The following is a 22,944-nucleotide window of genomic DNA, read 5'->3' as shown; positions in this document are numbered from 1 at the left end:
AGGGGAATCATAGGTGACTTTTAAATATAACAATCCATCACACTCGAAAAAAGTAATGTCCGCCATGCTTGCAGGCATGATGGCCCTGAGCGGCGGAGGTGCCGCACTGGCTGCCGAATCGACCGAAACGGGACAAGGACAGCCAGCGGCAACCACCACTTCGGCCGCACAAACAGGCCTGTTTAGCGATATTAAAGCAGGGTACTGGGCTGAAAAACATGTATACAAGCTGGCATCCCAAGGGATCCTTCTCGGAAATAACGGTCTGTTCCGTCCGGGAGACGCCGTAACGCAGCAAGAAGCCGTAACGATGGCCATCCGTTTCATGAATAAAGAAAACCAGTTGAATGACGGCACGACTGCAGCATTACCGACAAACATGGAAGTGAGCAACTATTTCAAGCCGTATGTCGCATTGGCGCTTCAACTGGGGCTTATTAATCAAACCGAAGAAACGGCTGCTGATGTAACGAATACAACCTGGGGCCAAAAACCGGCATCCCGGGAATGGACGGCAAAGCTGCTGATCCGCGCTTTGGGCAAAAATGACGAAGCGAAAGCGCAAAATGCCCAGTCCACAGGATTCGCTGACAATGACAGCATTTCGGACAGTGCCAAAGGTTATGTAAACCTTGCTGTCAGTCTTGATCTGGCCAAAGGTGTAGACGGAAACAAATTCAATCCGACGGGGACCGTTACGCGTGCGCAGCTGGCAACGTTTTTCAGCCGCGGCGAAGGGTTGACGGACACGGCCTACCCCAACACGTACACCGGATATGTCACAGGTTTGAAAGAAAATCAAATCACGCTGGTTGCCAATGGAAAAACGATGAATTTCACGGTGAACTCCAGTACTCCGTATTTCACCAAAGACAGTGAAGTACGCGCTGCCGGACCCAATGTGCAATTGTACACCAAAGTGCTGATTGTCGGAGGATCGAATGGTGCTGCTTCCTATGTCGAATTGCTGGACGCTACCCCTCAAGTAGAGAGCGTGGAAGGCACTTTCGCGCGCGCTTTGTCCGGCAACAAAGTCGGCATCTTTGTCGGTGAAAACTATGAGACATATGCGTATGATGAGTCTACGGCATTCATCGACCAGAACGGGAATGCAATCAAGGTTTCCGACATTACCGCGAACAGTACGGTTGAAATTCAGCGCGAAACGTTCTCTGCTGACAAAAAAACCGTTGTTATTCGGGTGAAATCGGGCATCGTGAACAAAAGCGACAGCGGCACTGTAACCGAGATCAATCCTTCGGGCAAAACGATCAAAATCACGAATGCTGCCGGCCAGTCGGAGCAGTACACGTACAATGACAACCTCATCATTCGTTATCGTGACCGTATTTTGCCTGTTGCCGAGCTTACTGCAGGCAGTGCCATCAAGTACACGGTGAAGGATAGCGTGCTGCAAACGGTTGAACTGTCGCAAGGCGTAGAACAAAACGTACGCGCTACGCTGGTAGAGATCGGCGGCAATCAATCCACGCTGACGTTTAAGCGGGAGGGCGGTTCGCTTGAAGCCAAATTGCTGGTTGACCAGCCTGAAGTGATCATTAGCGGCATCGAAAAAGCAACGCTCAGCGATCTGATTACGGATGCAGACAATGGGGATCAAGTCGAATTGACGTTGAATGCCGACGACCGCGTGACACGCATTCAGGTCGTGAGCCGTCAGATGGAGCCGATGAACGGCGCTTCAGTCGTATCGTACAACAGCAAAACGAAAGTGCTGACCGTGCTGGACAGCAACAAAAAACCGTATGTGTTCACGCTGGACGAAAAAACGAAGCTGGACTATAATGCAGCGAAACCTACGCTTGCCGGGCTGGAGACCCTTCTGAACGAAGGCCGCAAACTAGACCTGACATATGTGGGTACACGTGCATTGTCGGTGAAAGTTATTTTTAAATATGAAGGCACGTTGAGCAATATCGACATGGCGAACAGAAAGATCAGTCTGTTGTCCAATAACCAAACGGTGACGGTAGCGTATTCTGCGGTGCCAACGATTGAAATATACAACAAGGCAGGTGCCGGACTAAGCGATCTGAAGGTAGGCGATTCCGTTACGATCACCCTGAACGGGAATCAAGATGCCGTGCAGAAGATCGCACTGAATACAACGGCTCAATTCGAAGTACTGTCTGTTGAAACCAATGGTCGCATTCGAGTGAAATCCGATTTGTTGACCAGTCAGTTCTATGCGGACCAAGCTGTGCTCACCGGGGAGAACGGCCAATCGATCACCGCGGCTCAATTGGCCGCAGGCAATCTGATTAATGTTACATTTGAAGGAACGACGGCAAAAGCGGTTCAGGTCGTTAAGCGTACACTGGGCGAAGTAACGGCGGTGGATGCAAGTTCTGTTACATTGAAGTTGTTCAATGGACAAACCGAAACCGTGCCTGTGACCGGAACGATCAAAGTAGTGAAATCCGGATCGACGCTGACGACGATTGGAAGCCTGACGGCAGGCGACCGTGTGGAAGTGACAAAGGATACCGACAATTCCACGCGTTTCCGCGTCTTGACTGTAGTAAACAGACAGTTCTGGTCGTATGATGCCGTGGGCAATCAAATTTTGGTAAAGCGGGAGTCCACTTCCGACACCAATTACCGTTTCGCGCTGGCATCGGGCACATATGTTCATCAGGGTGACACGACTTTAAGCGTGCAATCTCTCAAAGATAATGATAATATTGTATTGTATCTTTTGGGCAACGTGGTCCTGGAGATCCAAAAACAGTAATCAATTATTTTCGAGGATCAAAAGAATGACCGTCTTGATGCGGGATCTTTCCCGCATCAGGACGTTTTTTTTGCAAGCGAACCGGCGTCCACACCGCCCTGATTCGAATCGGGCATTTGATTAATAAGCCCATATTGTGTGGTGATTTTGCGGGAGGTAGCTCTTCATGAATGCAGCAACGGTAAGACATATCCTTGATACGATGGCAGCCATGTTTCCGGATGCGCACTGTGAATTGAACCATGAGAATGCGTTCGAATTGACCGTAGCTGTCTTGTTGTCTGCCCAGTGTACCGACGAAACGGTAAACAAAGTCACCGCAGACCTGTTCCAAAAGTACAAAAGCCCTGCCGATTATTTGGCTGTGCCTTTGGAAGAGCTTGAGCAGGATATTCGGCGGATCGGCTTATATCGGAACAAGGCCAAGCATATTCAGAACATGTGCCGGATTCTGATCGATCAGTACGGCGGCGATGTGCCGCAGGAACACGATCAGCTCGTGACGCTGCCGGGAGTTGGACGCAAAACGGCGAATGTCGTTGTTTCTAACGCTTTTGGCGTGCCGGCAATTGCGGTGGATACCCACGTTGAACGTGTATCCAAGCGTCTGGGTTTGGCTGGTTGGGACGATTCCGTCCTTGAAGTCGAGAAAAAACTGATGAAGCGGGTACCTCGGGATGAGTGGACCATCACTCATCACCGATTCATTTTTTTCGGACGTTATCATTGCAAGGCGCAGAACCCCCAATGCGAAGTTTGTCCATTGCTGGACGTGTGCAGGGAAGGGAAAAAGCGTATGAAAACGCCCAAAATCAGGAAAGATAAGGTACGTGGCACCACCTCAAGGCAAAAATTAAATTCTTAATCAGAAGAGGATGAGTAATGATGAAATGCATTTCCGTGTACACAGACAATTTTGAAGCTTTCTCGGACATTTTCGAGCAAATCGTAGACCAGGATATGGCCGAGAATGAAGAAAAAGAAGTAGAAGGCATCACAGTAAGCCACTCCGGCGATGTGCCAGAACATTATTTGGAGCGCATGTCCGTTAAGCCAGAGGTTGTTGTCATGAAAGACAAAGTGAGAGGCATCACGATTTTGCAGCATGGCCAAGTTTTCGAAATTTTGCTGCCTTCGCTGGAGAACGCCGTTTCCTAATTCAGGAACGCATATTGAAATGTTGCATCAATGTTTCTGGGATATGTTCGCACGTCGGGACGGTCACACGCATTGCATGCAACATACTCCCCGTTCATGGGGGATACATAGAAGCAACCAAGCGGGATCGTCGACAGGAGATTCAGCGGCGGCAGACGATAAAACCGACAAGATCGGTTTTATTTTTTTGCAGTCATGTTGTATGCGTTTTCTTGTGGGCGGCAGACCGAGAATGTGACGTATCGGTGAAGGAAGCCAATTCAAATTATGGCAAGGTAATGTTACAATAACGTTTATGCAGGTCAAGTGATACATCGATATTTTCCAAGTTTACAGAGAGAGAGAGGAAGGCCAACCATGACCAGAACAGTTAACGCGCCCGACTTGGCCAAACCTCTGCTTCCGCTGCGGGCAGCGCTGGAAAAGACAGGGGACCAGACAGCTGTACAAGCAATAACGGATCTGATCGGCAAGGCAGAGACAACGCAATTGACGATTGCGTTTTGCGGCCATTTTTCGGCAGGGAAATCGAGTTTGATCAATAGTTTGTGCGGGAAGCGCGTGTTGCCCTCCAGCCCCGTACCGACAAGCGCAAACGTGGTATCGATCCGAAACGGGGAACCGCGCGCACTGATCTATACTGCCGATAACGAAAGCGCTGACATGCATGGGAATTCACATGCTCCGCTTGAAGTATTTCCCGAGCAATTACAGGAGTATTGCAAAAACGGCGGAGCTTACCGCGCCATCGAAGTCTGGGACGATATCCCGATGCTGGGCGATGACGGCGTGCTGCTCGATACGCCTGGGGTCGATTCGACGGATAAAGGGCATAGTTTGGCAACCCATTCGGCGCTTCATCTTGCCGATGTGGTCTTTTATGTTATGGATTACAATCACGTACAGTCCGAAAGCAATTTGTCATTTGCCAAAAGCCTGTCGGATTGGGGTAAACCTTTGTTTCTCATCGTGAATCAAATTGATAAGCACAGAGACCGTGAACTGGCCTTTGATGAGTACGTACGCGGCGTAGAAGCCATATTTGAAGCATGGGAAGTGAAGTATGACGGGCTGCTGTTCACATCCTTGAGGGATAAGGAACATCTCTATAATCAGTGGCAGCTCATTCCGAACATCATTCGCCATCTGCTCGAACAGAAGGAACCGCTTATCCGTCACAGCTTGGCCAGTTCGGCAAGCCATGTTACCGAGCAGCATTTGCTCAGACGAGAGGAAGAGCAGGAAGAAGAGAAGTCTGGGCTGCTTGAGCAAATTGGAGGCCGTGAAGGCGTGGAGCGCCTGGAACGCCAACTGGCTGAGCTGAGCCGCGAAGAAAAAGAGCTGCGTACCAAGCCTTCAAGCGAACGCGAAACATTTCGCGGAGAACTGGAATCGCTCTTGTCGAATGCCAATCTGACGCCTGCGGATATTCGAACGGCGGCAGGTGCATTTCTGGAAAGTCGTAAACCGGGTTTCCGCGTTGGATTTTTGTTCGCGGGGAACAAAACGGAACAGGAGAAAGAACGGCGGTCCACGGAACTGCTGCGCATGCTCCGGGATCAGGCTGGCGGCCAGGTCGAAGTGCACATTCGCACGATGCTGCGGCAATTGGGCGAAAAGCACGGGTTATGGGATGCAAAATGGGAAGAGTCGCTGAATCAGGAGCTTCCCGTTTTGAATGAAGCGATGCTGGATCAGGTTCGCAAGGAAGGGGCCGAAGTGTCCCCTGAGTATGTGCTGCAATTCAGCAAAGAGCTGCGGGGCGAGATCGAGGCCCGCTATCGCCGGTCGGCCATGATGCTGGCCGACCGCCTGCTGGATGCGCTGGGCGCGCAAGGCGAAGCCGCGCTCCAGGCGCTGGACGCCAGCCGCGCAGCGCTGCTGGCGCAATCCGCCTCGGCGGCGCGCCTCGTGGCGCTGGAGCGCGCCGCCGAGGCGGAGGCAGCAGGGCTGCGTAGCCTGCTGCCTTCGGCGGGCCCGCTGCCCTCCGGCGTATTGCCGGAGGTGCAGGGCCCGCACGTGCCCGCGCCGGGGCCGGGCGAAGCCCCCGGCCCGCAGGCGGGCACGGCCGCGGCCGGGGCGGCGCCGCCCCGGACGGAGGCGCCGCCGCGCGCAGCGGCGGCGCACGGGCACCCGGCGGCTGGCGCTGAACGCCGCAGGCGCCTGGACGCTGCAGCGGCTCGGCTCGAGGCCGCCGCAGCGCTGGTGGAGCCGTACCCCGCCATGGGGTCGGCGGTACGGGACTTGCGTGCACGCGCGACTTCGCTTGCGGGCGGCACGTTCACGCTGGCGCTGTTCGGTGCGTTCAGCGCCGGCAAATCCTCCTTCGCCAACGCGCTGCTCGGCGAAGCTGTGCTGCCCGTCTCGCCGCATCCGACGACGGCGGCGATCAACCGCATCATGGCTCCGGCCGATGGCGCGGAGCATGGAACCGCCCGGGTCCGGATGAAGACCCGGGCGGCCTTCCAGGAGGATTTGGCGTATTCGTTCCGCCTGCTGGGCCTGGGCGAACCGGAAGCCGATTGGCAGAAGCGGGTCAAAGGGCTGTCCCCGCAGGACGTGCATCCGGCGGGACGGCCGCATTACAGCTTCCTCCAAGCCGCCGCCGCAGGCTGGGCGGAGACGGAGGAGCTATTGGGACAGGAGGTACACGTCGACCTGGAGGGGTACCGCAGCTTTGTAGCCAATGAGCGGAAATCCTGTTTCGTCGACAGCATCGACCTCCATTACAGCTGCCCGGTCACCGAACAAGGCATCGTGCTGGTGGACACCCCTGGAGCGGATTCCGTGAATGCGCGGCATACGGGCGTAACCTTCAATTATATGAAGAATGCGGATGCACTCATTTTCGTGACCTATTACAATCACGCGTTTTCGCAGGGAGACCGGCAATTCCTGCAGCAACTGGGACGGGTGAAGGACAGCTCCGCCATGGATCAGATGTTCTTCGTCGTAAATGCCAGTGACCTTGCTTCCTCGGAAGAGGAGCTGGAACAGGTGCTTGATCATGTCAGCACTCAGCTTCGCGCCAACGGCATCCGTTCTCCGCGCCTGTTCCCGGTGTCCAGCTTGATGGCATTGGAATCCAAAAGCGACGGCGATGCGGATCGTCTTGCCCGATCCGGGTTTGGCACGTTCGAAGAGGAATTCAACCGTTTTGCCGGACGCGAATTGGCCGATCTGGCCGTGGGCGGGGCTGCCGAAGAGCTGTCCAGAGTGGCGCAGCGTTTGGAGCAGCGCGCACAGGACGCTGCCCAGGGCGAAGAAGTGCTGCAGCGGCGCAGAGCCGAGCTGTCAGCCGGTATGGAGCAGTCCCGAGTTCGGATCGAGGCGTTTGCAGGGCGTACGATGAAGGAGGAGCTTGCGCAGGAAACGGGTGAGCTGTTGTTTCATGTCCGGCAGCGTTTGGGCTTCCGATTGGGCCAGTTTGTGGCTGAAGCCTTCCATCCTTCCGTGTTAAGGGAGGACCGCGGGAACCTGAAGGCGGCTTTTGCTGCTTGCGGCCGCGAACTGCTGCGCATGATTTCCGTGGAATTGGAGCAGGAATTGCTCGCAACGACGCTGCGTCTCGAGCAGGCCGGGAAGTCCTGGATCGCGAAGCAGCTCGCTGACTGCACCGCCGATCTGGAACGAATGCTGGAGGGCATGGATCTGTCGCAGGCGTTTGACGAGCAATGGGCAACGCCCGTGCTGAAAGAGATCCGGTTGGAGGAGCCATCCGGCTGGAAATCATACCAAAGCTATTTCCGTAATCCGAAACAATTTTTCGAAGGTGATGGCAGACGACGATTGCAGGAGGCCATCGAACCGGTCATTAAACAGATGGCTGCGGATGCGCTGCCGGCAGCTCAGGAGCAGCTCGTCGGATTCTACGATGACCGCGTGCGGGCGTCGCTGCGGCAGCAAGCCAATCTCTTGACGGAACGGGTGCAAGAAGCGGCAGCCGCCCTGAATGAAACGATGACAAGCGGCGTGCCTGCCGAAGAGTGGCATAACCTGTCCGTACAAGTTATGGGCTGGAGAAGCGAATAGCGTTTTCATAATGAAATATGTCCGGTCATATCGATCGAAAAAAAGGTTCCCGACCCGAAAGGTCAACAAGGGAGCCTTTTTTTGTACGAACAACCTGAAAGCCAGAGAATATTCAAACATTTGCTTGAAAGCCGGGTCTTATGTTTCATTTATGACGCATTAAGGGTAAAGCCGCCTGAATATGGGCAGTTATTCGCTTTGCCGCCGATGAGGTACGGTGATAAACTTCATAAATGTTCATATTAATTTGAACGAGATAAAAGGAGGAGAAACATGGATGTTCTCAGGCAGCTGCAAACCTTTTTTTGGGAGAAGCGAAAGTATCTGTTTTTATCGATCTTATGCCTCGCCATAGCGACCGCACTCGGCCTTGTCTATCCGAACTTGCTGAGAATTCTGATCGACGATGTGATCGTTCCGCGCAATTTTGAAGACGTTCCCATACTTGCCTTGGCGGTGTTAGGTGTCGTTATCCTGAAGGCGGGAATGCAGTTTTTACACGGGTTTTTCGGCGGAAGGCTGGGCAACTACTTGGCATACCGTTTGCGCAATGCTTGTTACGAAAAGCTTCAGTTTTTATCCTTCCGTTATTATGACACAGCCAAAACGGGAGACTTGATGTCCCGCCTTACCGGAGACCTGGAAGCGATCCGCAACTTCATCGGATTTGGTTTCGCACAGATTCTCAACATGTTCCTGATGGTCATTTTCGGGGCCATCATGATGATGACCATGAGCTGGCAGCTTACTTTGCTGACATTGATCTGCATTCCGCTGCTCGCTTATGTCGCACTGCGATTCGAATCCCGGATACACCCTGCGTTCCAGGAAATGCGCCTGGCCCTCAGCTCGCTGACGACCGCAGTGCAGGAGAACATTACAGGCGTGCGCACCGTCAAATCGTTCGCCCGCGAACCTTATGAAGTCGACAAGTTTTCGACGCGGAATGAGCGCTACAAAACGAACCAGATTCATGCTGCAACCTTGTGGAGCCGGTATTTCCCGATCATGGAAATTTTGGCCTCGCTAAGCGTGGTGCTGCTGCTGATTATCGGGGGACGCATGGTTATACAGCAAACGCTTACCCTGGGTCAACTGGTTGCCTTTTTCAGTTTGATTTGGTACATAATCGGTCCAATGTGGGGTCTCGGCTTCCATATCAACAACTATACGCAATCCAAAGCTTCCGGCGAACGCGTGCTGGAGCTGCTGAATACACCCGTGGATGTCCGGGAATCGGAAGATCCCGTCATTCTGAAGAATGATCAGGTCCGCGGGCATGTTACGTTCGACGCCGTCACGTTTGCGTACGGCAACAAAATGCCAGCGGTAAACAACATTAATTTTGATGCGCCTCCAGGCACGGTCATCGGTTTCCTCGGTGGAACGGGTTCGGGTAAATCGACCATCATCCAGCTCTTAATGCGTGCCTACAACGTCAGTTCGGGGACGATTAAACTCGATGGCATCAACATCAACGATATCGGCATTCGCAGTTTGCGCAGCCAGATTGCTTCCGTATTCCAAGAGACGTTCCTGTTCTCCTCCAGCATTCGTAACAATATTTCCTACGGACTGAAGGACGTCACGATGGAAGAGATCGAGCGTGCGGCCAAATTGGCGAAGGCGCATGATTTCATTATGGAATTCCCGGAAGGCTACGACACGGTCGTTGGTGAGCGGGGCATGGGACTTTCGGGAGGGCAGAAACAGCGGATTGCGATCGCAAGGGCACTGCTCAAAAATCCGAAAATTCTGGTGCTCGACGATGCAACCAGCGCGGTGGATATGGAAACCGAGCATGAAATTCAGTCCGGCTTCCAGGAAGTCATGCGTGGCAGAACGACGTTCATTATTGCGCACCGGATCTCCTCCTTGCGCCATGCCGATGAAATTCTGGTCCTTGATGAAGGCCGGGTGGTCCAACGAGGAACGCATCAGCAATTGATTCAACAACCTGGTCCGTACCAGGACGTGTATCATATCCAATATGCAGATTATATCGCCCGCGGCAAGCGTGAGGCTGGGGAGCAGGTGAATTCATGAGTTCCGAAACGGCGGCAGTCAGGCGCGAGACGAAAGGGGTCTCCGACAAAAAACTGAATGAACGTTTTGTTTATCAGGACGATGAAGTAATAGAAAAGCCATTTAATTGGAAGGAATTCGGGCGGTTGTTTGGTTACATGAAGCCTTACGCCAGACAGCTGCTGCCTCTCATCTTGTTGATGATGATTCTAGGGACGGTTACGAAGTTGTCGGTTCCGTTCCTGACGAGTCTGGCCATCGATAAGGCGATTGCACCCGCTTCAGGTGCGCCGAGCATGAATCTCCTCTATTTGATCGGGGGAGCCATCCTCGTATTGTATATCATTCAGTGGGCGGCCAATACCTATCGCATCAAATGGACGAATATTATCGGTCAGCGCGTCATCTATGACCTTCGTTCGGATTTGTTCAAACATATCCAGAAGCTTTCATTCAACTTTTTCGACAAAAGACCGGCAGGTTCGGTGTTGGTACGGGTAACGAATGACATCAACTCCTTGCAGGACCTGTTTACGAACGGTGCGGTCAACGTCATGATTGACTGCGTGCAGCTTCTCGGCATCATCGTGATCCTGCTGTTCATTAACTGGAAACTGGGTCTGGCAGTCATCATTACCGTACCGATCATGTTCATCATTTCCACGAAGCTTCGCGTCCTGATTCGACGGGCATGGCAGGATGTTCGCATGAAGAACTCCCGCATTAACTCCCACTTGAACGAGTCCATTCAAGGGATTCGTGTCACTCAGGCGTATACGCAGGAAAAAGAGAACATGAAATATTTCGACAACATGAACTTGTCGAGCAAAAAATCCTGGGACAAAGCGTCCGCGATGAACCAGGGGTTTGGGCCGCTGATCGAGATTACGGGCGGTTTCGGAACATTGATCCTGTTCTGGTTCGGTGCCTATCTCATTCAACATGGCCACCTGACCGTCGGTTTGCTTGTTGCCTTTGCCAACTATGTCGGCAACTTCTGGGACCCGATCAACCGGCTCGGCCAAATGTATAACCAACTGCTCGTCGCCATGGCTTCATCGGAGCGTATCTTCGAATTTATGGACGAACAGCCAAGCATCGCGGATAAACCGGGAGCCAAACCGCTTCCTTCCATCAAAGGGGACATCGTGTTTGATAACGTCGTCTTTGAATACGAGAAAGGTCGCCAGGCACTGAAAGGCATCAGCTTCAAAGCCGAGGCCGGCCAGTCGATTGCCCTTGTCGGGCATACCGGTTCGGGAAAAAGCACGATCATCAACCTGATCAGCCGTTTCTATGATATTACGAGCGGTCGCCTGACCATTGACGGGCATGATGTGCGGGACATTACGGTGGAGAGCTTGCGAAGCCAGATCGGCATCGTGCTGCAGGATACGTTCATTTTCTCCGGGACGATCCGGGACAATATCCGTTTCGGCCGGCTGGATGCCACGGATGAAGAGATCGAGCAGGCTGCAAAAGCCGTTAACGCCCATGAATTCATCATGAAATTGCCTGGCGGCTACGATACGGAAGTCGAAGAACGCGGGAACGTGTTGTCCATGGGGCAGCGACAGCTTCTGTCCTTTGCCCGCGCATTGCTCGCCGATCCTCGCATTCTGATTCTGGATGAGGCGACGGCCAGCATCGATACGGAAACGGAATTGAAAATCCAGGATGCTTTGAAGCTTCTGTTGAAAGGAAGAACGTCGTTCATGGTTGCCCACAGGCTCTCTACGATCCGCAACGCCGATAACATCATCGTGCTTGATCACGGCGAGATCAAGGAAGAAGGAAATCATGAACAATTGATCCAGAAACAAGGGATTTACAGCGGGTTAATCGAAGCCCAATACAGATTTTTGTAAAAAATGATCGAATAAACACAAAAAATCTTGTAAAATTCACAAGAAAAATAGGGAGCACTCTTGCAATCTTTCACCAAAACCCCGAAAATAGAGAGAAAGATATAGAAGATTTCTCTTTGGGAGGATTGGAGAAGAACATGTGGGGTGCTCCTTTTACGGCTCAAGCCAAAAAGATGCTGCTTTTGGGCAGCGGTGAATTGGGGAAAGAGGTCGTTATCGAGGCCCAGAGACTCGGTGTGGAAACGATCGCGGTAGATCGCTACGAGAATGCACCCGCGATGCAGGTTGCTCACCGGTCCTATTGCATCAATATGTTGGATGCCGATGAACTGAAACGAATCATTCGCAAGGAACAGCCTCACTATATTGTGCCGGAGATTGAAGCTATTGCGACGGAAGCTTTGCTCGAACTGGAGGAAGAAGGATTTTGCGTCGTTCCGACAGCAAGAGCTGCTCGTTTGACGATGGATCGCGAAGGCATTCGCCGTCTTGCGGCAGAACAGCTCGGATTGCCGACAGCTGCATATCGTTTTGCCGACAGTCTGGACGAGCTTCACGAAGCGGTTCGCGAGTTGGGAACGCCGTGCGTGATCAAACCGCTGATGAGCTCTTCAGGCAAAGGCCAGAGCGTTTGCCATACGCTGGACGACGTGCAGGATTGCTGGAACATTGCCCTATCGGGGGCACGCGGCAAATCCGTACGCGTCATTGTGGAGAGCTTTGTTAAGTTTGACAGCGAGATTACATTGCTGACGGTAAGGTCCGTCTCGGGTACGGTTTTCTGCCCGCCCATCGGACATATTCAGAAGGATGGGGATTATGTCGAATCTTGGCAGCCTCATGCGATGACAGCCGAGCAGTGGGAACAGGCTTGCCACATTGCCAAAACGGTGACCGATGAGCTTGGCGGTTACGGTTTGTTCGGCGTCGAACTGTTCCTTACGGCCGAAGGCGTCGTGTTCAGCGAGGTATCTCCTCGTCCGCACGATACGGGCATGGTTACGATGGTCACGCAGGACAACTCCGAGTTTGCGCTCCATGTTCGCGCGATTCTTGGGTTTCCGGTGACAGATGTACACCTGCTTACACCTGGAGCCTCGGCTACATTGAAGGCTAATGATGAAACCGCCGATTTTGCAATCAAAGGTATGGAAGAAGCACTCGCTTTGCCGCGCACGCAAATCCGCGTGTTTGGCAAACCTGAGACCAAAGTAGGGCGCCGAATGGCAGTAGCACTGAGTGCAGCCCAGGATGTGCAAGAAGCTCGAAAAACAGCGGTACAAGCCGCAAATATGCTGAAAGTGGAGGTAAATCATGTCCAATAATGTAGAGGCTCCTGTACTGACGATCCGGGAATGTGAACTTCGCGATGCTGAAGCGGTAACGGGACTGATGAGAGAGGTCTGCTATCCGACAACGGCCAATGTCATGAGAGAGCGTATTCAGGGTTTGGAAAACAATCCGAACGCGTGCATGCTTGTTGCCGAAGTGGATGAACAAATTATTGGGATGATCGGCTTGCAGTGCGTGCAAAGCCATGCTTATCCGGAACCGGCTGCCCAGATTACTTCCTTGATCGTAGGCCAGAAGCATCGTGGTGGCGGAATTGGCCGCCGTCTGATGTCGCATGCCGAGGATTGGGGCAGGAAACAAGGCGGCAAACAGCTATTTGTGACTGGCGCCAATCGCGATGTGGCTTCTTCTGCGTACAGCTTCTACGAGCATATCGGTTTTCAGAAGAGAGGCTATCGTTTCAGTAAGGTTCTTTTATAGCATGAATAGGGCATCCGACAAACCATTGCTGTTGTCTGGATGCCTTCTTTTTTAATGTAAAAATGACAAAAAAGTTACTTTTCCATTTTTTAATAGGTTCACAACACCAGTGACAGTTGTTATACTGCAAGAGTGTTAATTACATTTTTGTAACAATTAATTTCAAGGAGATGAATCAATTTGAAGAAAAACTGGTTGAAAACTGTTGCTGCTGGAAGTCTGACAGCTGCACTGGCGGTGGGAATTATGCTGCCGGCCTCTGCTGCTGCTGCAAATCCAACCACATATACTACTTCTACGGTCACTTATAAAATTACGGATGCGGCAAGCTTGAAAGCTGTCCTGGAACAATGGAAGAAACAAATCGAAGAACAGCTCAATCAAGGAACGACAGCTCAAAAACCGGCGGATCAAACAACGGAAACAACAAAGCCGGCTAAACCAGCTAATCCAACACCTGCGAAACCTTCCGATAATGGAAGTACATCAAATAACGGCAGCAACAATGGAAGCACTGCAGGCAACACAGGCAACAATAACAGCAACAGCGGAAGCGAAACGTCCCAATCCGACTTTGCTGCGCAAGTGGTCAAGCTGGTGAATGCAGAGCGTGCCAAAGCTGGTCTTAGTGCTCTGACTTCGGATGCATTGTTGAACAAAGTCGCTGTAGCCAAAGTGAAAGACATGAGCGACAACAGCTACTTCGATCATCAATCGCCGACATATGGTTCGCCATTCGACATGATGAAACAATTCGGAGTAACGTATAAAGCCGCTGGCGAAAACATCGCAAAAGGCCAAAAAACGCCTCAGGAAGTCGTGACTGCATGGATGAACAGTGACGGTCACCGCAAAAACATTTTGAGCGCCAGCTTCACGCACATCGGCGTGGGATACTACAATGGATACTGGGCACAGGAATTCATCGGCAAATAATAAAGACATCGGACTCATTCCGTAGTTACAAAAGGGGTATGTCCGTACAGCGAGGTCTGTGCGGGCATAGCCTTTTTTCGCTGTTAGAGCAAAAGGATACAGCGTGCGTCAAAATTTGCAAAATTGGCACAGAACATTTATGTTAATTAGACGAAGCATCATCTGAATGTAAAGCCATTTTTCAAATTTTAAGTACCTGGAGTACATGAGCGGAGATGTGATGAATGAAAAGAAGAACGGTGGACTCATCGCCTTGGATTTGGCGGATCATCAGCACGGTGTCCGTTTTGGCTACGCTGCTGTTATTATTCGGATTTGTTTACGCGATCAAGGATGTCATGTTTCCCCAAGGGGACGCCGGAACATCCTCCGGGCAAACCTCTGGAAAACCGTCCTCAAGCGAAGCCGCACCGGTTCAAGACGGGAAAATTCGCATGGCCGTCATCGGCGATTCGCTTGCACGGGGAACGGGGGATGACGAAGGTCTTGGCTTTATCCGCCGGACCGCCAACCTGCTGCAACAGCAGGGTCATGACGTGCAGGTGCTGAACAATCTTGGCGTTAACGGGCTGAGAACCGATGCTTTGCTGAAAAAGTTGGATGAGCAGGGCGTGCGGTACGTGCTGCAGCAAGCGAATTTTATTTTGTTGTCGATTGGCGCAAATGATCTGTTTCAAGGCGGTCAAGTGCTTCAGGGACAAGATCCGCCAACCCCGGAAAAACTGGCAGAGGTTCTTCCGGAAACCTCCAAACGTTTGCAGGACATTTTAAAAAAAGTAAAAGAAATTAATCCGCAGGCCCAGATTTCCTATGTCGGATTGTATAATCCGTTTGGTGACGTGAAGGAACTCAAGGTTCCCGGGAATACGGTCGTTGCGGCATGGAATGACGCTGCGCTGGAGATTTTGAACCAGGAAGACCGCATGTCGCTGGTGCCGACCTTCGACATTTTCCAGAACCATTTGGGCGAATATCTGTCTTCGGATCATTTCCACCCGAACGGGGACGGTTACCAGGCCATCGCGGTCCGCATTGCACAGGAGTACCAGAACGTCAATGAAACGCAAGGGGGTGCAAAGTGATGCCTGAACAGCAAAGCGTACCGGTGCTCTCCGTTCAGCATGTCAAGAAAAAAATCGGACGCAAATGGATTATCAAAGATGTTACGTTCGATGTGCAGCCTGGGGAAATTTTCGGTTTTTTGGGTCCGAACGGGGCGGGCAAAACGACAACCATCCGTATGCTCGTTGATCTGATCAAACCGACGGAAGGCAAAATTATGGTGTGCGGTTATGACGTGAACCGGGATCCCGAACGGGCACTGCAGTTTGTAGGTTCTATCGTTGAAAATCCCGAAGTGTATACATATTTGACAGGGTGGGAGAACCTGGAGCATTTTGCCCGGATGCAGCCCGGCGTAGATCATAAGCGAATACAGGAAGTTGTCGATATCGTTCGCCTGGACCAGCGGATTCATGATAAAGTAAGAACCTATTCGCTCGGCATGCGCCAGCGCCTGGGCATTGCCCAGGCTTTGCTGGGAAGACCGCGTCTGCTCATTCTCGATGAACCGACCAACGGGCTGGATCCCAAGGGCATAAAGGAGCTTCGCGCATTCATCAAGCAGCTTGCCGGCGAAGGCATGGCCGTGTTCGTCAGCAGCCATCTGTTAAGCGAAATACAATTGCTGTGCGACCGGGTGGCCATCATCAGCTCCGGAAAAGTGCTTGCCGTCGGAGGCGTGAATGAACTGATCGAGGACCATTCCCGCATGGCCATCTGGCATCTGACCCCGCTGGAAGCCGGGAAAAACATGCTGTTGGAAGCCGGGATTACGCTGGTTGACCGACCGGCCGAAGTGATGGACGACACCATTATTGCCGGTTTGGGACCAAATGCCGTCGTCGCCGAAATGGATGAAGATCAAATCCCCGCATTGGTCGACCGGATGGTCCGGGAAGGGATCCGGGTCGAAGGCGTTCAGCGGATTCAGCCGACCCTGGAGCAATTATTCCTTAAAATGACGGAAGGTGAATCCATTGAGTAACATCATGCCGCTTATTCGCAACGAAACGATCAAAATGGTGAAGAAAAAACGCCTTTATATCATTTTCATCGTGCTTGCGGTCCTGGTGCCCATGTTTACGTATGCCCAGATGAAATCTGCGGAAAATAACCGCGACAAATTCGGCGGTGATTGGCGTCTGGAGCTTCAGCAAGCCATTACGGACAATCAAAACTCGCTCGGCAGCGATCGCGTGCCGGAAGAATACAAAAAATATCGCACGGTGTATATTCAACAGATGCAGTATTATCTGGAAAACGACGTGAATCCCAAAGAGCCGAACGGCGTAACGTTTACGCGGGAGTTCATGAACAATGCGGTAGGTTTGTTCATTCCGCTGCTCATCATGGCGATCGCTTCGGATCTGGTGTCGGGAGAACGCACGACGGGAACGATTAAAATGCTGCTGACCCGTCCCGTCAAACGATGGAAAGTGCTTCTGAGCAAACTGGTAACGCTGCTCATGTTCGTTTCCATCATCGTTGTGTCTGCATACGTGATATGTTATGCCATTTCGGGCGTGGTCTTCGGATATAAAGGCTTTGGCATGCCGATTTTCACCGGTTTCAAAATTGTCGGCACCGATGTGGACATGTCGGGCGTGCATGCGGTGGAGCAATGGCTGTACTTGCTGATGCAGGCAGGACTGATCTGGTTCGTGAGCGTGATCGTTGCCGTTCTTGCCTTCATGGTGTCGGTGCTTGTTCGCAGTACGGCGGCAAGCATCGTGATCATGATGGCGGCGCTGATCGCGGGAACGATTCTGACCAGCATGGCCGCATCGTGGAATTCCGCCAAATATTTGTTTATGGTTAATTTGCAATTGCCGGATTATTTGTCCGGCGGGCTGCCTCCGATCGAAGGAATGAATTTGGGTTTTTCCCTTATTGTGTTAAGCGTTTGGGGCATAGCGTCATTGGTTGTGTCATTCCTTGTCTTTACGAAACGGGATATCTTGAATTAAAATGGACAAGGATAAGAAAACATCTGTTTGCATTTTTCGCTTTTTTTAGTTGCAAGTTAAGAAGGGGGAGCATGAATGGTCGAGCAAATCGATATGTCGGCAGGTTCGACAGGCGGGGGGCAAGGAACCTCGGGCTACGACGCGGACGACATTCAAGTACTTGAAGGGCTGGTCGCGGTCCGGAAACGGCCGGGTATGTACATCGGCAGCACCAGCAATTCGGGACTTCATCATTTGGTATGGGAAATCGTGGACAATGCCGTCGACGAACATCTCGCCAAATTCTGCTCCAAAATCGATATCACGCTGCATAAGGACGGGTCTGTCACGGTTCAGGATAACGGAAGAGGAATTCCGACGGGTATACATAAGACAGGAATTCCCACTCCCCAGGTCGTGTTTACGATTTTGCACGCAGGAGGAAAATTCGGTGGGGCAGGATATAAGAAATCCGGGGGGCTGCACGGCGTTGGCGCATCGGTTACGAACGCGTTGTCCGAATGGCTGGAAGTCGAAATTTACCGGGATGGCAAGATCCATCGGCAGCGGTTCGAATATTGGCAGGACAAAAAAGGAATCGAGCACGTCGGCGAACCTGTAACCGGGCTTGAAGTGCTTGGCAACACCAATCGCACGGGCACCAAAGTGACGTTCAAACCGGATGTCCGGGTGTTCCAGAACGGCATTCAGCTGAATTACGATACGCTTGCCGAACGTCTGCAGGAAATCGCATTCCTCAACTCCGGTTTGAAAATCGTGCTGAAGGACGAACGCTCGGGCAATCAGGATGAATACATGTATGAAGGCGGAGCGAGCCAATTCGTGGCGTTTTTGAACGAAAACAAAGACGTGCTGCATGATGTCATTCACTTTTATGCGGAAAAGGATGACATCGAAGTCGAAGTAGCCATTCAATATAACGCAGGTTATACGGAAACGCTTGCTTCCTTTGTGAACTCCATCCCGACCAGGGGCGGCGGTACTCATGAGACCGGATTCAAGACGGCGTATACCCGTGTCATGAACGAGTATGCGAGACGTACGAGCATGATCAAGGAAAAAGACAAAAATCTGGATGGCAACGATCTGCGCGAAGGCATGATGGCCGTCATCAGCGTGAAGATGTCCGAGGTCGAATTCGTCGGACAGACCAAGGACCAGCTCGGCAGCGCTTCGGCGAGAAGTGCCGTGGATTCGGTCGTCGCCGAAAACATGCAGCGTTTCCTGGAGGAAAATCCCCAGGTCGCGCAAACGCTGATCCGCAAGGCCGTATTGGCATCCAAGGCGCGGGAGGCTGCCCGCAAGGCCCGCGACGAGATGCGCAGCGGCAAAAAGCGGAGCGAAAGTTCCAATCTGAACGGCAAATTGACGCCGGCGCAATCCAAAGATTTTTCGCGCAACGAGCTGTTTATCGTGGAAGGCGATTCTGCCGGCGGATCGGCCAAGCAGGGCCGCGACTCCAAAATTCAGGCGATCCTTCCGCTGAAGGGCAAACCGCTTAATCCGGAGAAGGCAAAGCTGGCGGATATATTGAAAAACGAGGAGTACCGTGCCATCACTTCGGCGATCGGCGCCGGCATCGGTACCGAATTTGCGGTGGAGGACAGCAATTATTCCAAAATCATCATCATGACCGATGCGGACACGGACGGTGCGCATATTCAGGTTTTGCTGCTGACCTTTTTCTATCGCTACATGAAACCGCTCATTGACGAAGGCAAAGTATTTATCGCCCAGCCTCCGCTTTACAAGCTCACCAGCAAGTCCGGCAAAATGTCGACCGTGCGTTACGCATGGACGGATGAGCAGTTGGCGAACTACATGAAGGAGCTTGGCAAAAACGTGGAGCTTCAACGGTATAAGGGACTTGGAGAGATGAATCCGGAGCAGCTGTGGGAGACAACGATGAATCCGGAAACGCGGTCCTTGCTTAAAGTGGAGATCGTGGATGCGGCAAAGGCCGAACGTCGTGTTTCCACCCTCATGGGTGACAAGGTTGATCCGCGCAAGCGTTGGATTGTCGAAAATGTCGACTTTACAGAGTACGAAGAATAGAAGGTGTTTGGAATGAGTCTATCAGAGCAGTTTTTGCCGGCCTTTCTGGAAGAGGTCGTAGGTGACCGTTTCGGTCGCTATTCCAAATATATTATCCAGGATCGCGCCATCCCGGATGTGCGCGATGGTCTGAAGCCGGTTCAGCGGCGAATTTTGTACGCCATGTACGATTCGGGCAACACACCGGACAAACCCTATCGCAAATCGGCGAAAACGGTCGGGGACGTGATGGGGAATTACCATCCCCATGGAGACTCTTCGATCTATGAGGGTATGGTACGGATGGCGCAGCCTTGGAAAATGGGCCATGTATTGGTGGACGGCCACGGCAACTGGGGCTCTCAGGATGATGACCCGGCAGCGGCGATGCGTTATACGGAAGCCCGGTTGTCGCCGATTGCAATGGAAATGCTGCGCGATATCGAGAAACGGACGGTGCTGTTCAAGGACAATTTCGATAATACGGCGAAAGAACCGGTTGTACTGCCATCCCGATATCCCAATTTGCTCGTGAATGGCGTCAGCGGCATTTCCTCCGGTTTTGCGACGGAAATTCCGACCCATAATTTAAGGGAAGTTATCGATGCTTGCCTGGCTGTTATGGAGAAGCCATCGATTGGACTGGAAGAAATCATGATGTTCCTGAAAGGACCGGATTTCCCGACAGGCGGATTGATTATGGGCGGCGAAGGCATTATGGACGCGTACCGCACGGGTCGGGGCCGCATTTATATCCGCTCCAAAACCGATATCGAAAACATGCGCGGCGGCAAACAGCAGATCGTTATTACGGAAATTCCGTATCAAGTGGTCAAATCGCGTCTTGTGACCTCGATGGAGAACATTCGGCTTGAGAAAAAAGTCGAAGGCATCGCCGAGGTCCGGGACGAAAGCGGGCGTGAAGGTCTACGCATCGTCGTCGAGTTGAAGAAGGATGCCGATGCACAGGGCATACTGGCCTATTTGCTGAAAAAGACGGATCTTCAGGTGACGTACAATTTCAACATGGTTGCCATCGTCAACAAGGCGCCGCAGCAGCTCGGGCTAAAAGCGATGCTGGAAGCTTACATCGCGCATCAGCGGGAAGTGGTCACGTATCGCACCCGATTTGAACTGGAGAAAGCCGAAGATCGCGCCCACGTGCTGGAAGGGCTCGTCAAAGCGCTTAACATTTTGGACGAGGTCATTGCGGCCATTAAAGCATCCAAAAACCGCCAAGATGCGCAAAACAACCTCATGTGGATGTTTGGTTTTACGGAACGGCAGGCCGACTCGATTCTCACCCTGCAGCTCTATCGCCTGACCAACCTGGAGATCACCTCACTGGAGAAGGAGCTCGCCGATCTGATGAAAAAAATCGCGCAGCTTCGTGGCATTCTGGAGAGTGACCGCAAGCTGATCGGCGTCATTCGCAAGGAACTGCTGGAGATTCGCGAGAAATACGGCATCGACCGCCGCTCCGCCATTCAGGGCGAAGTCGAAGAACTGAAGGTAAACCTTGAAGTTCTGGTGAATGCCGAGGATGTATTTGTGTCATTGTCCAAAGAAGGGTACATCAAACGCACGGGAATGCAATCTTTCACTCGCTCTGGCGGGGAACGCAGCGGAAGCGGCGTGAAGGAGGGCGATTATATCGCCCAACTGCTTGAAGTGAATACGCTGGACAATTTGCTTGTGTTTACGCAAAAAGGCCAATACTTCCTGCTGCCTGTGCACCAGGTTCCCGAATTCAAGTGGAAGGACCCGGGTACGGCGATCGTGAACGTGATTCCCCTTGGGAAAGATGATCGAATCACCAACGTGCTGCAGATCAAATCGTTTGATGAGCCGAATCACAGCCTTGTATTTGTCACGCGCAAGGGACAGGTGAAACGTACCGAACTGAAAGAGTACGTGACGAAACGTTCCGGAGCCGTAGCTGCTTGCAAAGTGGGCAAAGACGATGAAGTTCTCTCGGTGCATCTGAGCACGGGAGATAAGGACATCTTGTTGATTACCAAGGAAGCGATGGCTATTCGTTTCCGCGAGGACGAAGTGAACGCCATGGGACGGGTGTCCGGCGGGGTAAGAGGCATTCAGCTCAAGGATACGGATGAAGTGGTTACCGCTCTTTGGGTGGAAGGAGAGGAAGGCGAAATCGCGGTATTGTCCGATCTGGGATACGGCAAACGCTCCTTGCTTCTCGATTACGCTCTTCAGAGCCGTGGCGGCAAAGGCGTGGCTACCTTCGAATTCAAGGAAGGCAAGCGGGTCAAACCGAACGGCAGCCGCATCGCCGGGGCTTTCTACTGCCGTGAAGAACGCAAAGTGAACGTAATGACCAAAGAGGGCCAGGTATTCACGCTGTCCTCCGAGAGCATGCCGATCCAAGAGCGGAAGCATATCGGCAAACTGCTCGTACATGTAGACAAAAAGGATGAGGTCGTGGAGCTTCTGAAGGACTTGGATGAAACCAATTCGCATGACGTTCCGTCTTGACCCTTTCCTTGCAAAGACGTTTCGCCTTGCAAAAGCGCAGCAGCTTTTGTCGGGCGGATCGTCTTTTTTTGTTGTTCGGACACGGATTAAAAGAGAGACTTCATGCGAAGTTTAACAACCTTCGTCGATTGCGGTCGATCGCTGGGAAATTGAAAAAATGCAGCAGGAATGCGGCTTTGAAGCGCGAAAACCTTAAGCAGATGAATTGATAACCTGACCGCAGAGAGGAGCGATACCAACATGTATTATTCCGATTTCACCAAATGCTGGTCGAGGCTGACCAAGGATTACAAACTTCACATGGACCAGGAGCTGGCCCCTTCCTTAACGGAAGCACAATTGACTGCACTCGAGGTACTTGATGATCATGGGCGCATGAAACCATCCGACCTGATTCCATTTTTGGCGACGACCCCTGCAGCGGTTACGATGCTGCTTGACCGAATGGAAAAGAACGGATTGATCCATAGGGAGCGCGACGATCAGGATCGCAGAATCGTTTGGGTGTCCCTGTCCGAAAAAGGCAGGATCGAAACACAGCGCGGGCTCGCCATCCGCAATGAATTCATGAACTCTGTGCTCAGCAACATTTCGATGCATAATCAGCAGCTGCTGGTATATTTGCTGGGAAAAATGACTGCCCCCAAAAATAAGGAGCATGCCTTATCCACTTCATAAAATGATGGTCTTTGGGTAACCATAGGAAAACCTGCTCGTTTGAGGCAGGCTGCCTATGGTTATTTTTTTGATAAGGCGGGTTTTGCAAGGATTTAGCCAATCTCCAAAAAATCGAAAAAAACCAATATGTAAAGAGTTGACTATGTAAAAAAAGATG

The 22,944-nt window shown here is 52.0% G+C and carries 15 protein-coding genes; all 15 read left to right on the top strand.

Annotation, left to right across the window (positions count from 1 at the left end; translation table 11 throughout):
- Nucleotides 1-13: 13 nt before the first annotated feature.
- Nucleotides 14-2,755, top strand: a complete 2,742-nt coding sequence (locus SNR34_RS19900; RefSeq protein ID WP_486180039.1) for an S-layer homology domain-containing protein — start codon at nucleotides 14-16, stop codon at nucleotides 2,753-2,755.
- A gap of 166 nt (nucleotides 2,756-2,921) precedes the next feature.
- Complete coding sequence (gene nth, locus SNR34_RS19895) at nucleotides 2,922-3,620, top strand: endonuclease III (protein ID WP_486180038.1); 699 nt, start codon at nucleotides 2,922-2,924, stop codon at nucleotides 3,618-3,620.
- 20 nt (nucleotides 3,621-3,640) lie between these two features.
- Entirely contained in the window at nucleotides 3,641-3,913 is a 273-nt protein-coding gene (locus SNR34_RS19890; RefSeq protein ID WP_236420091.1) for an NAD/NADP transhydrogenase alpha subunit, read from the top strand.
- A 357-nt stretch (nucleotides 3,914-4,270) separates the two neighbouring features.
- Nucleotides 4,271-7,945 carry a dynamin family protein gene (locus SNR34_RS19885; protein WP_486180037.1) on the top strand — a complete coding sequence of 1,225 codons (3,675 nt, stop codon included), beginning with the start codon at nucleotides 4,271-4,273 and terminating at the stop codon, nucleotides 7,943-7,945.
- A 273-nt stretch (nucleotides 7,946-8,218) separates the two neighbouring features.
- Nucleotides 8,219-9,991 carry an ABC transporter ATP-binding protein gene (locus tag SNR34_RS19880; RefSeq protein ID WP_236411859.1) on the top strand — a complete coding sequence of 591 codons (1,773 nt, stop codon included), beginning with the start codon at nucleotides 8,219-8,221 and terminating at the stop codon, nucleotides 9,989-9,991.
- Complete coding sequence (locus SNR34_RS19875; RefSeq protein ID WP_236411861.1) at nucleotides 9,988-11,838, top strand: ABC transporter ATP-binding protein; 1,851 nt, start codon at nucleotides 9,988-9,990, stop codon at nucleotides 11,836-11,838. Before SNR34_RS19880 ends, SNR34_RS19875 begins: the two co-directional genes overlap by 4 nt.
- A gap of 137 nt (nucleotides 11,839-11,975) precedes the next feature.
- Nucleotides 11,976-13,163 carry a formate-dependent phosphoribosylglycinamide formyltransferase gene (purT, locus tag SNR34_RS19870; RefSeq protein WP_236412896.1) on the top strand — a complete coding sequence of 396 codons (1,188 nt, stop codon included), beginning with the start codon at nucleotides 11,976-11,978 and terminating at the stop codon, nucleotides 13,161-13,163.
- Nucleotides 13,153-13,611, top strand: coding sequence for a GNAT family N-acetyltransferase (locus SNR34_RS19865; protein ID WP_236411862.1), 459 nt, complete (start codon nucleotides 13,153-13,155; stop codon nucleotides 13,609-13,611). Before purT ends, SNR34_RS19865 begins: the two co-directional genes overlap by 11 nt.
- Nucleotides 13,612-13,791: 180 nt before the next feature.
- Nucleotides 13,792-14,547: a CAP domain-containing protein gene (locus SNR34_RS19860; protein ID WP_486180036.1), complete on the top strand. Its 756-nt coding sequence runs from the start codon at nucleotides 13,792-13,794 to the stop codon at nucleotides 14,545-14,547.
- Between the two features lie 224 nt (nucleotides 14,548-14,771).
- On the top strand, nucleotides 14,772-15,629 hold the full coding sequence (locus SNR34_RS19855; RefSeq protein WP_486180035.1) for a GDSL-type esterase/lipase family protein: 858 nt from the start codon (nucleotides 14,772-14,774) through the stop codon (nucleotides 15,627-15,629).
- Nucleotides 15,629-16,594 (top strand): ABC transporter ATP-binding protein, encoded by a 966-nt coding sequence (locus tag SNR34_RS19850; RefSeq protein WP_236411879.1) that lies wholly within the window; start codon nucleotides 15,629-15,631, stop codon nucleotides 16,592-16,594. The genes SNR34_RS19855 and SNR34_RS19850 overlap by 1 nt, the downstream gene beginning before the upstream one ends.
- Nucleotides 16,587-17,576: an ABC transporter permease gene (locus SNR34_RS19845; protein WP_339273157.1), complete on the top strand. Its 990-nt coding sequence runs from the start codon at nucleotides 16,587-16,589 to the stop codon at nucleotides 17,574-17,576. The genes SNR34_RS19850 and SNR34_RS19845 overlap by 8 nt, the downstream gene beginning before the upstream one ends.
- Nucleotides 17,577-17,651: 75 nt before the next feature.
- Complete coding sequence (gene parE, locus SNR34_RS19840) at nucleotides 17,652-19,631, top strand: DNA topoisomerase IV subunit B (RefSeq protein ID WP_236411883.1); 1,980 nt, start codon at nucleotides 17,652-17,654, stop codon at nucleotides 19,629-19,631.
- A 12-nt stretch (nucleotides 19,632-19,643) separates the two neighbouring features.
- Entirely contained in the window at nucleotides 19,644-22,109 is a 2,466-nt protein-coding gene (gene gyrA, locus SNR34_RS19835) for a DNA gyrase subunit A (RefSeq protein ID WP_486180034.1), read from the top strand.
- Between the two features lie 240 nt (nucleotides 22,110-22,349).
- Complete coding sequence (locus SNR34_RS19830) at nucleotides 22,350-22,787, top strand: MarR family winged helix-turn-helix transcriptional regulator (protein WP_236411887.1); 438 nt, start codon at nucleotides 22,350-22,352, stop codon at nucleotides 22,785-22,787.
- Nucleotides 22,788-22,944: the final 157 nt, after the last annotated feature.

Source organism: Paenibacillus sp. XP01 (genome assembly GCF_057364885.1).
This window is presented reverse-complemented; position numbering and strand designations above follow the sequence as displayed.

What these genes read in the sequence shown, in the direction of transcription:
- nth (WP_486180038.1), top strand. Translation starts at nt 2,922, where the DNA reads ATGAATGCAGCAACGGTAAGACATATCCTTGATACGATGGCAGCCATG.
- SNR34_RS19890 (WP_236420091.1), top strand. Translation starts at nt 3,641, where the DNA reads ATGAAATGCATTTCCGTGTACACAGACAATTTTGAAGCTTTCTCGGAC.
- SNR34_RS19885 (WP_486180037.1), top strand. Translation starts at nt 4,271, where the DNA reads ATGACCAGAACAGTTAACGCGCCCGACTTGGCCAAACCTCTGCTTCCG.
- SNR34_RS19880 (WP_236411859.1), top strand. Translation starts at nt 8,219, where the DNA reads ATGGATGTTCTCAGGCAGCTGCAAACCTTTTTTTGGGAGAAGCGAAAG.
- SNR34_RS19875 (WP_236411861.1), top strand. Translation starts at nt 9,988, where the DNA reads ATGAGTTCCGAAACGGCGGCAGTCAGGCGCGAGACGAAAGGGGTCTCC.
- purT (WP_236412896.1), top strand. Translation starts at nt 11,976, where the DNA reads ATGTGGGGTGCTCCTTTTACGGCTCAAGCCAAAAAGATGCTGCTTTTG.
- SNR34_RS19865 (WP_236411862.1), top strand. Translation starts at nt 13,153, where the DNA reads ATGTCCAATAATGTAGAGGCTCCTGTACTGACGATCCGGGAATGTGAA.
- SNR34_RS19855 (WP_486180035.1), top strand. Translation starts at nt 14,772, where the DNA reads ATGAAAAGAAGAACGGTGGACTCATCGCCTTGGATTTGGCGGATCATC.
- SNR34_RS19850 (WP_236411879.1), top strand. Translation starts at nt 15,629, where the DNA reads ATGCCTGAACAGCAAAGCGTACCGGTGCTCTCCGTTCAGCATGTCAAG.
- parE (WP_236411883.1), top strand. Translation starts at nt 17,652, where the DNA reads ATGGTCGAGCAAATCGATATGTCGGCAGGTTCGACAGGCGGGGGGCAA.
- gyrA (WP_486180034.1), top strand. Translation starts at nt 19,644, where the DNA reads ATGAGTCTATCAGAGCAGTTTTTGCCGGCCTTTCTGGAAGAGGTCGTA.
- SNR34_RS19830 (WP_236411887.1), top strand. Translation starts at nt 22,350, where the DNA reads ATGTATTATTCCGATTTCACCAAATGCTGGTCGAGGCTGACCAAGGAT.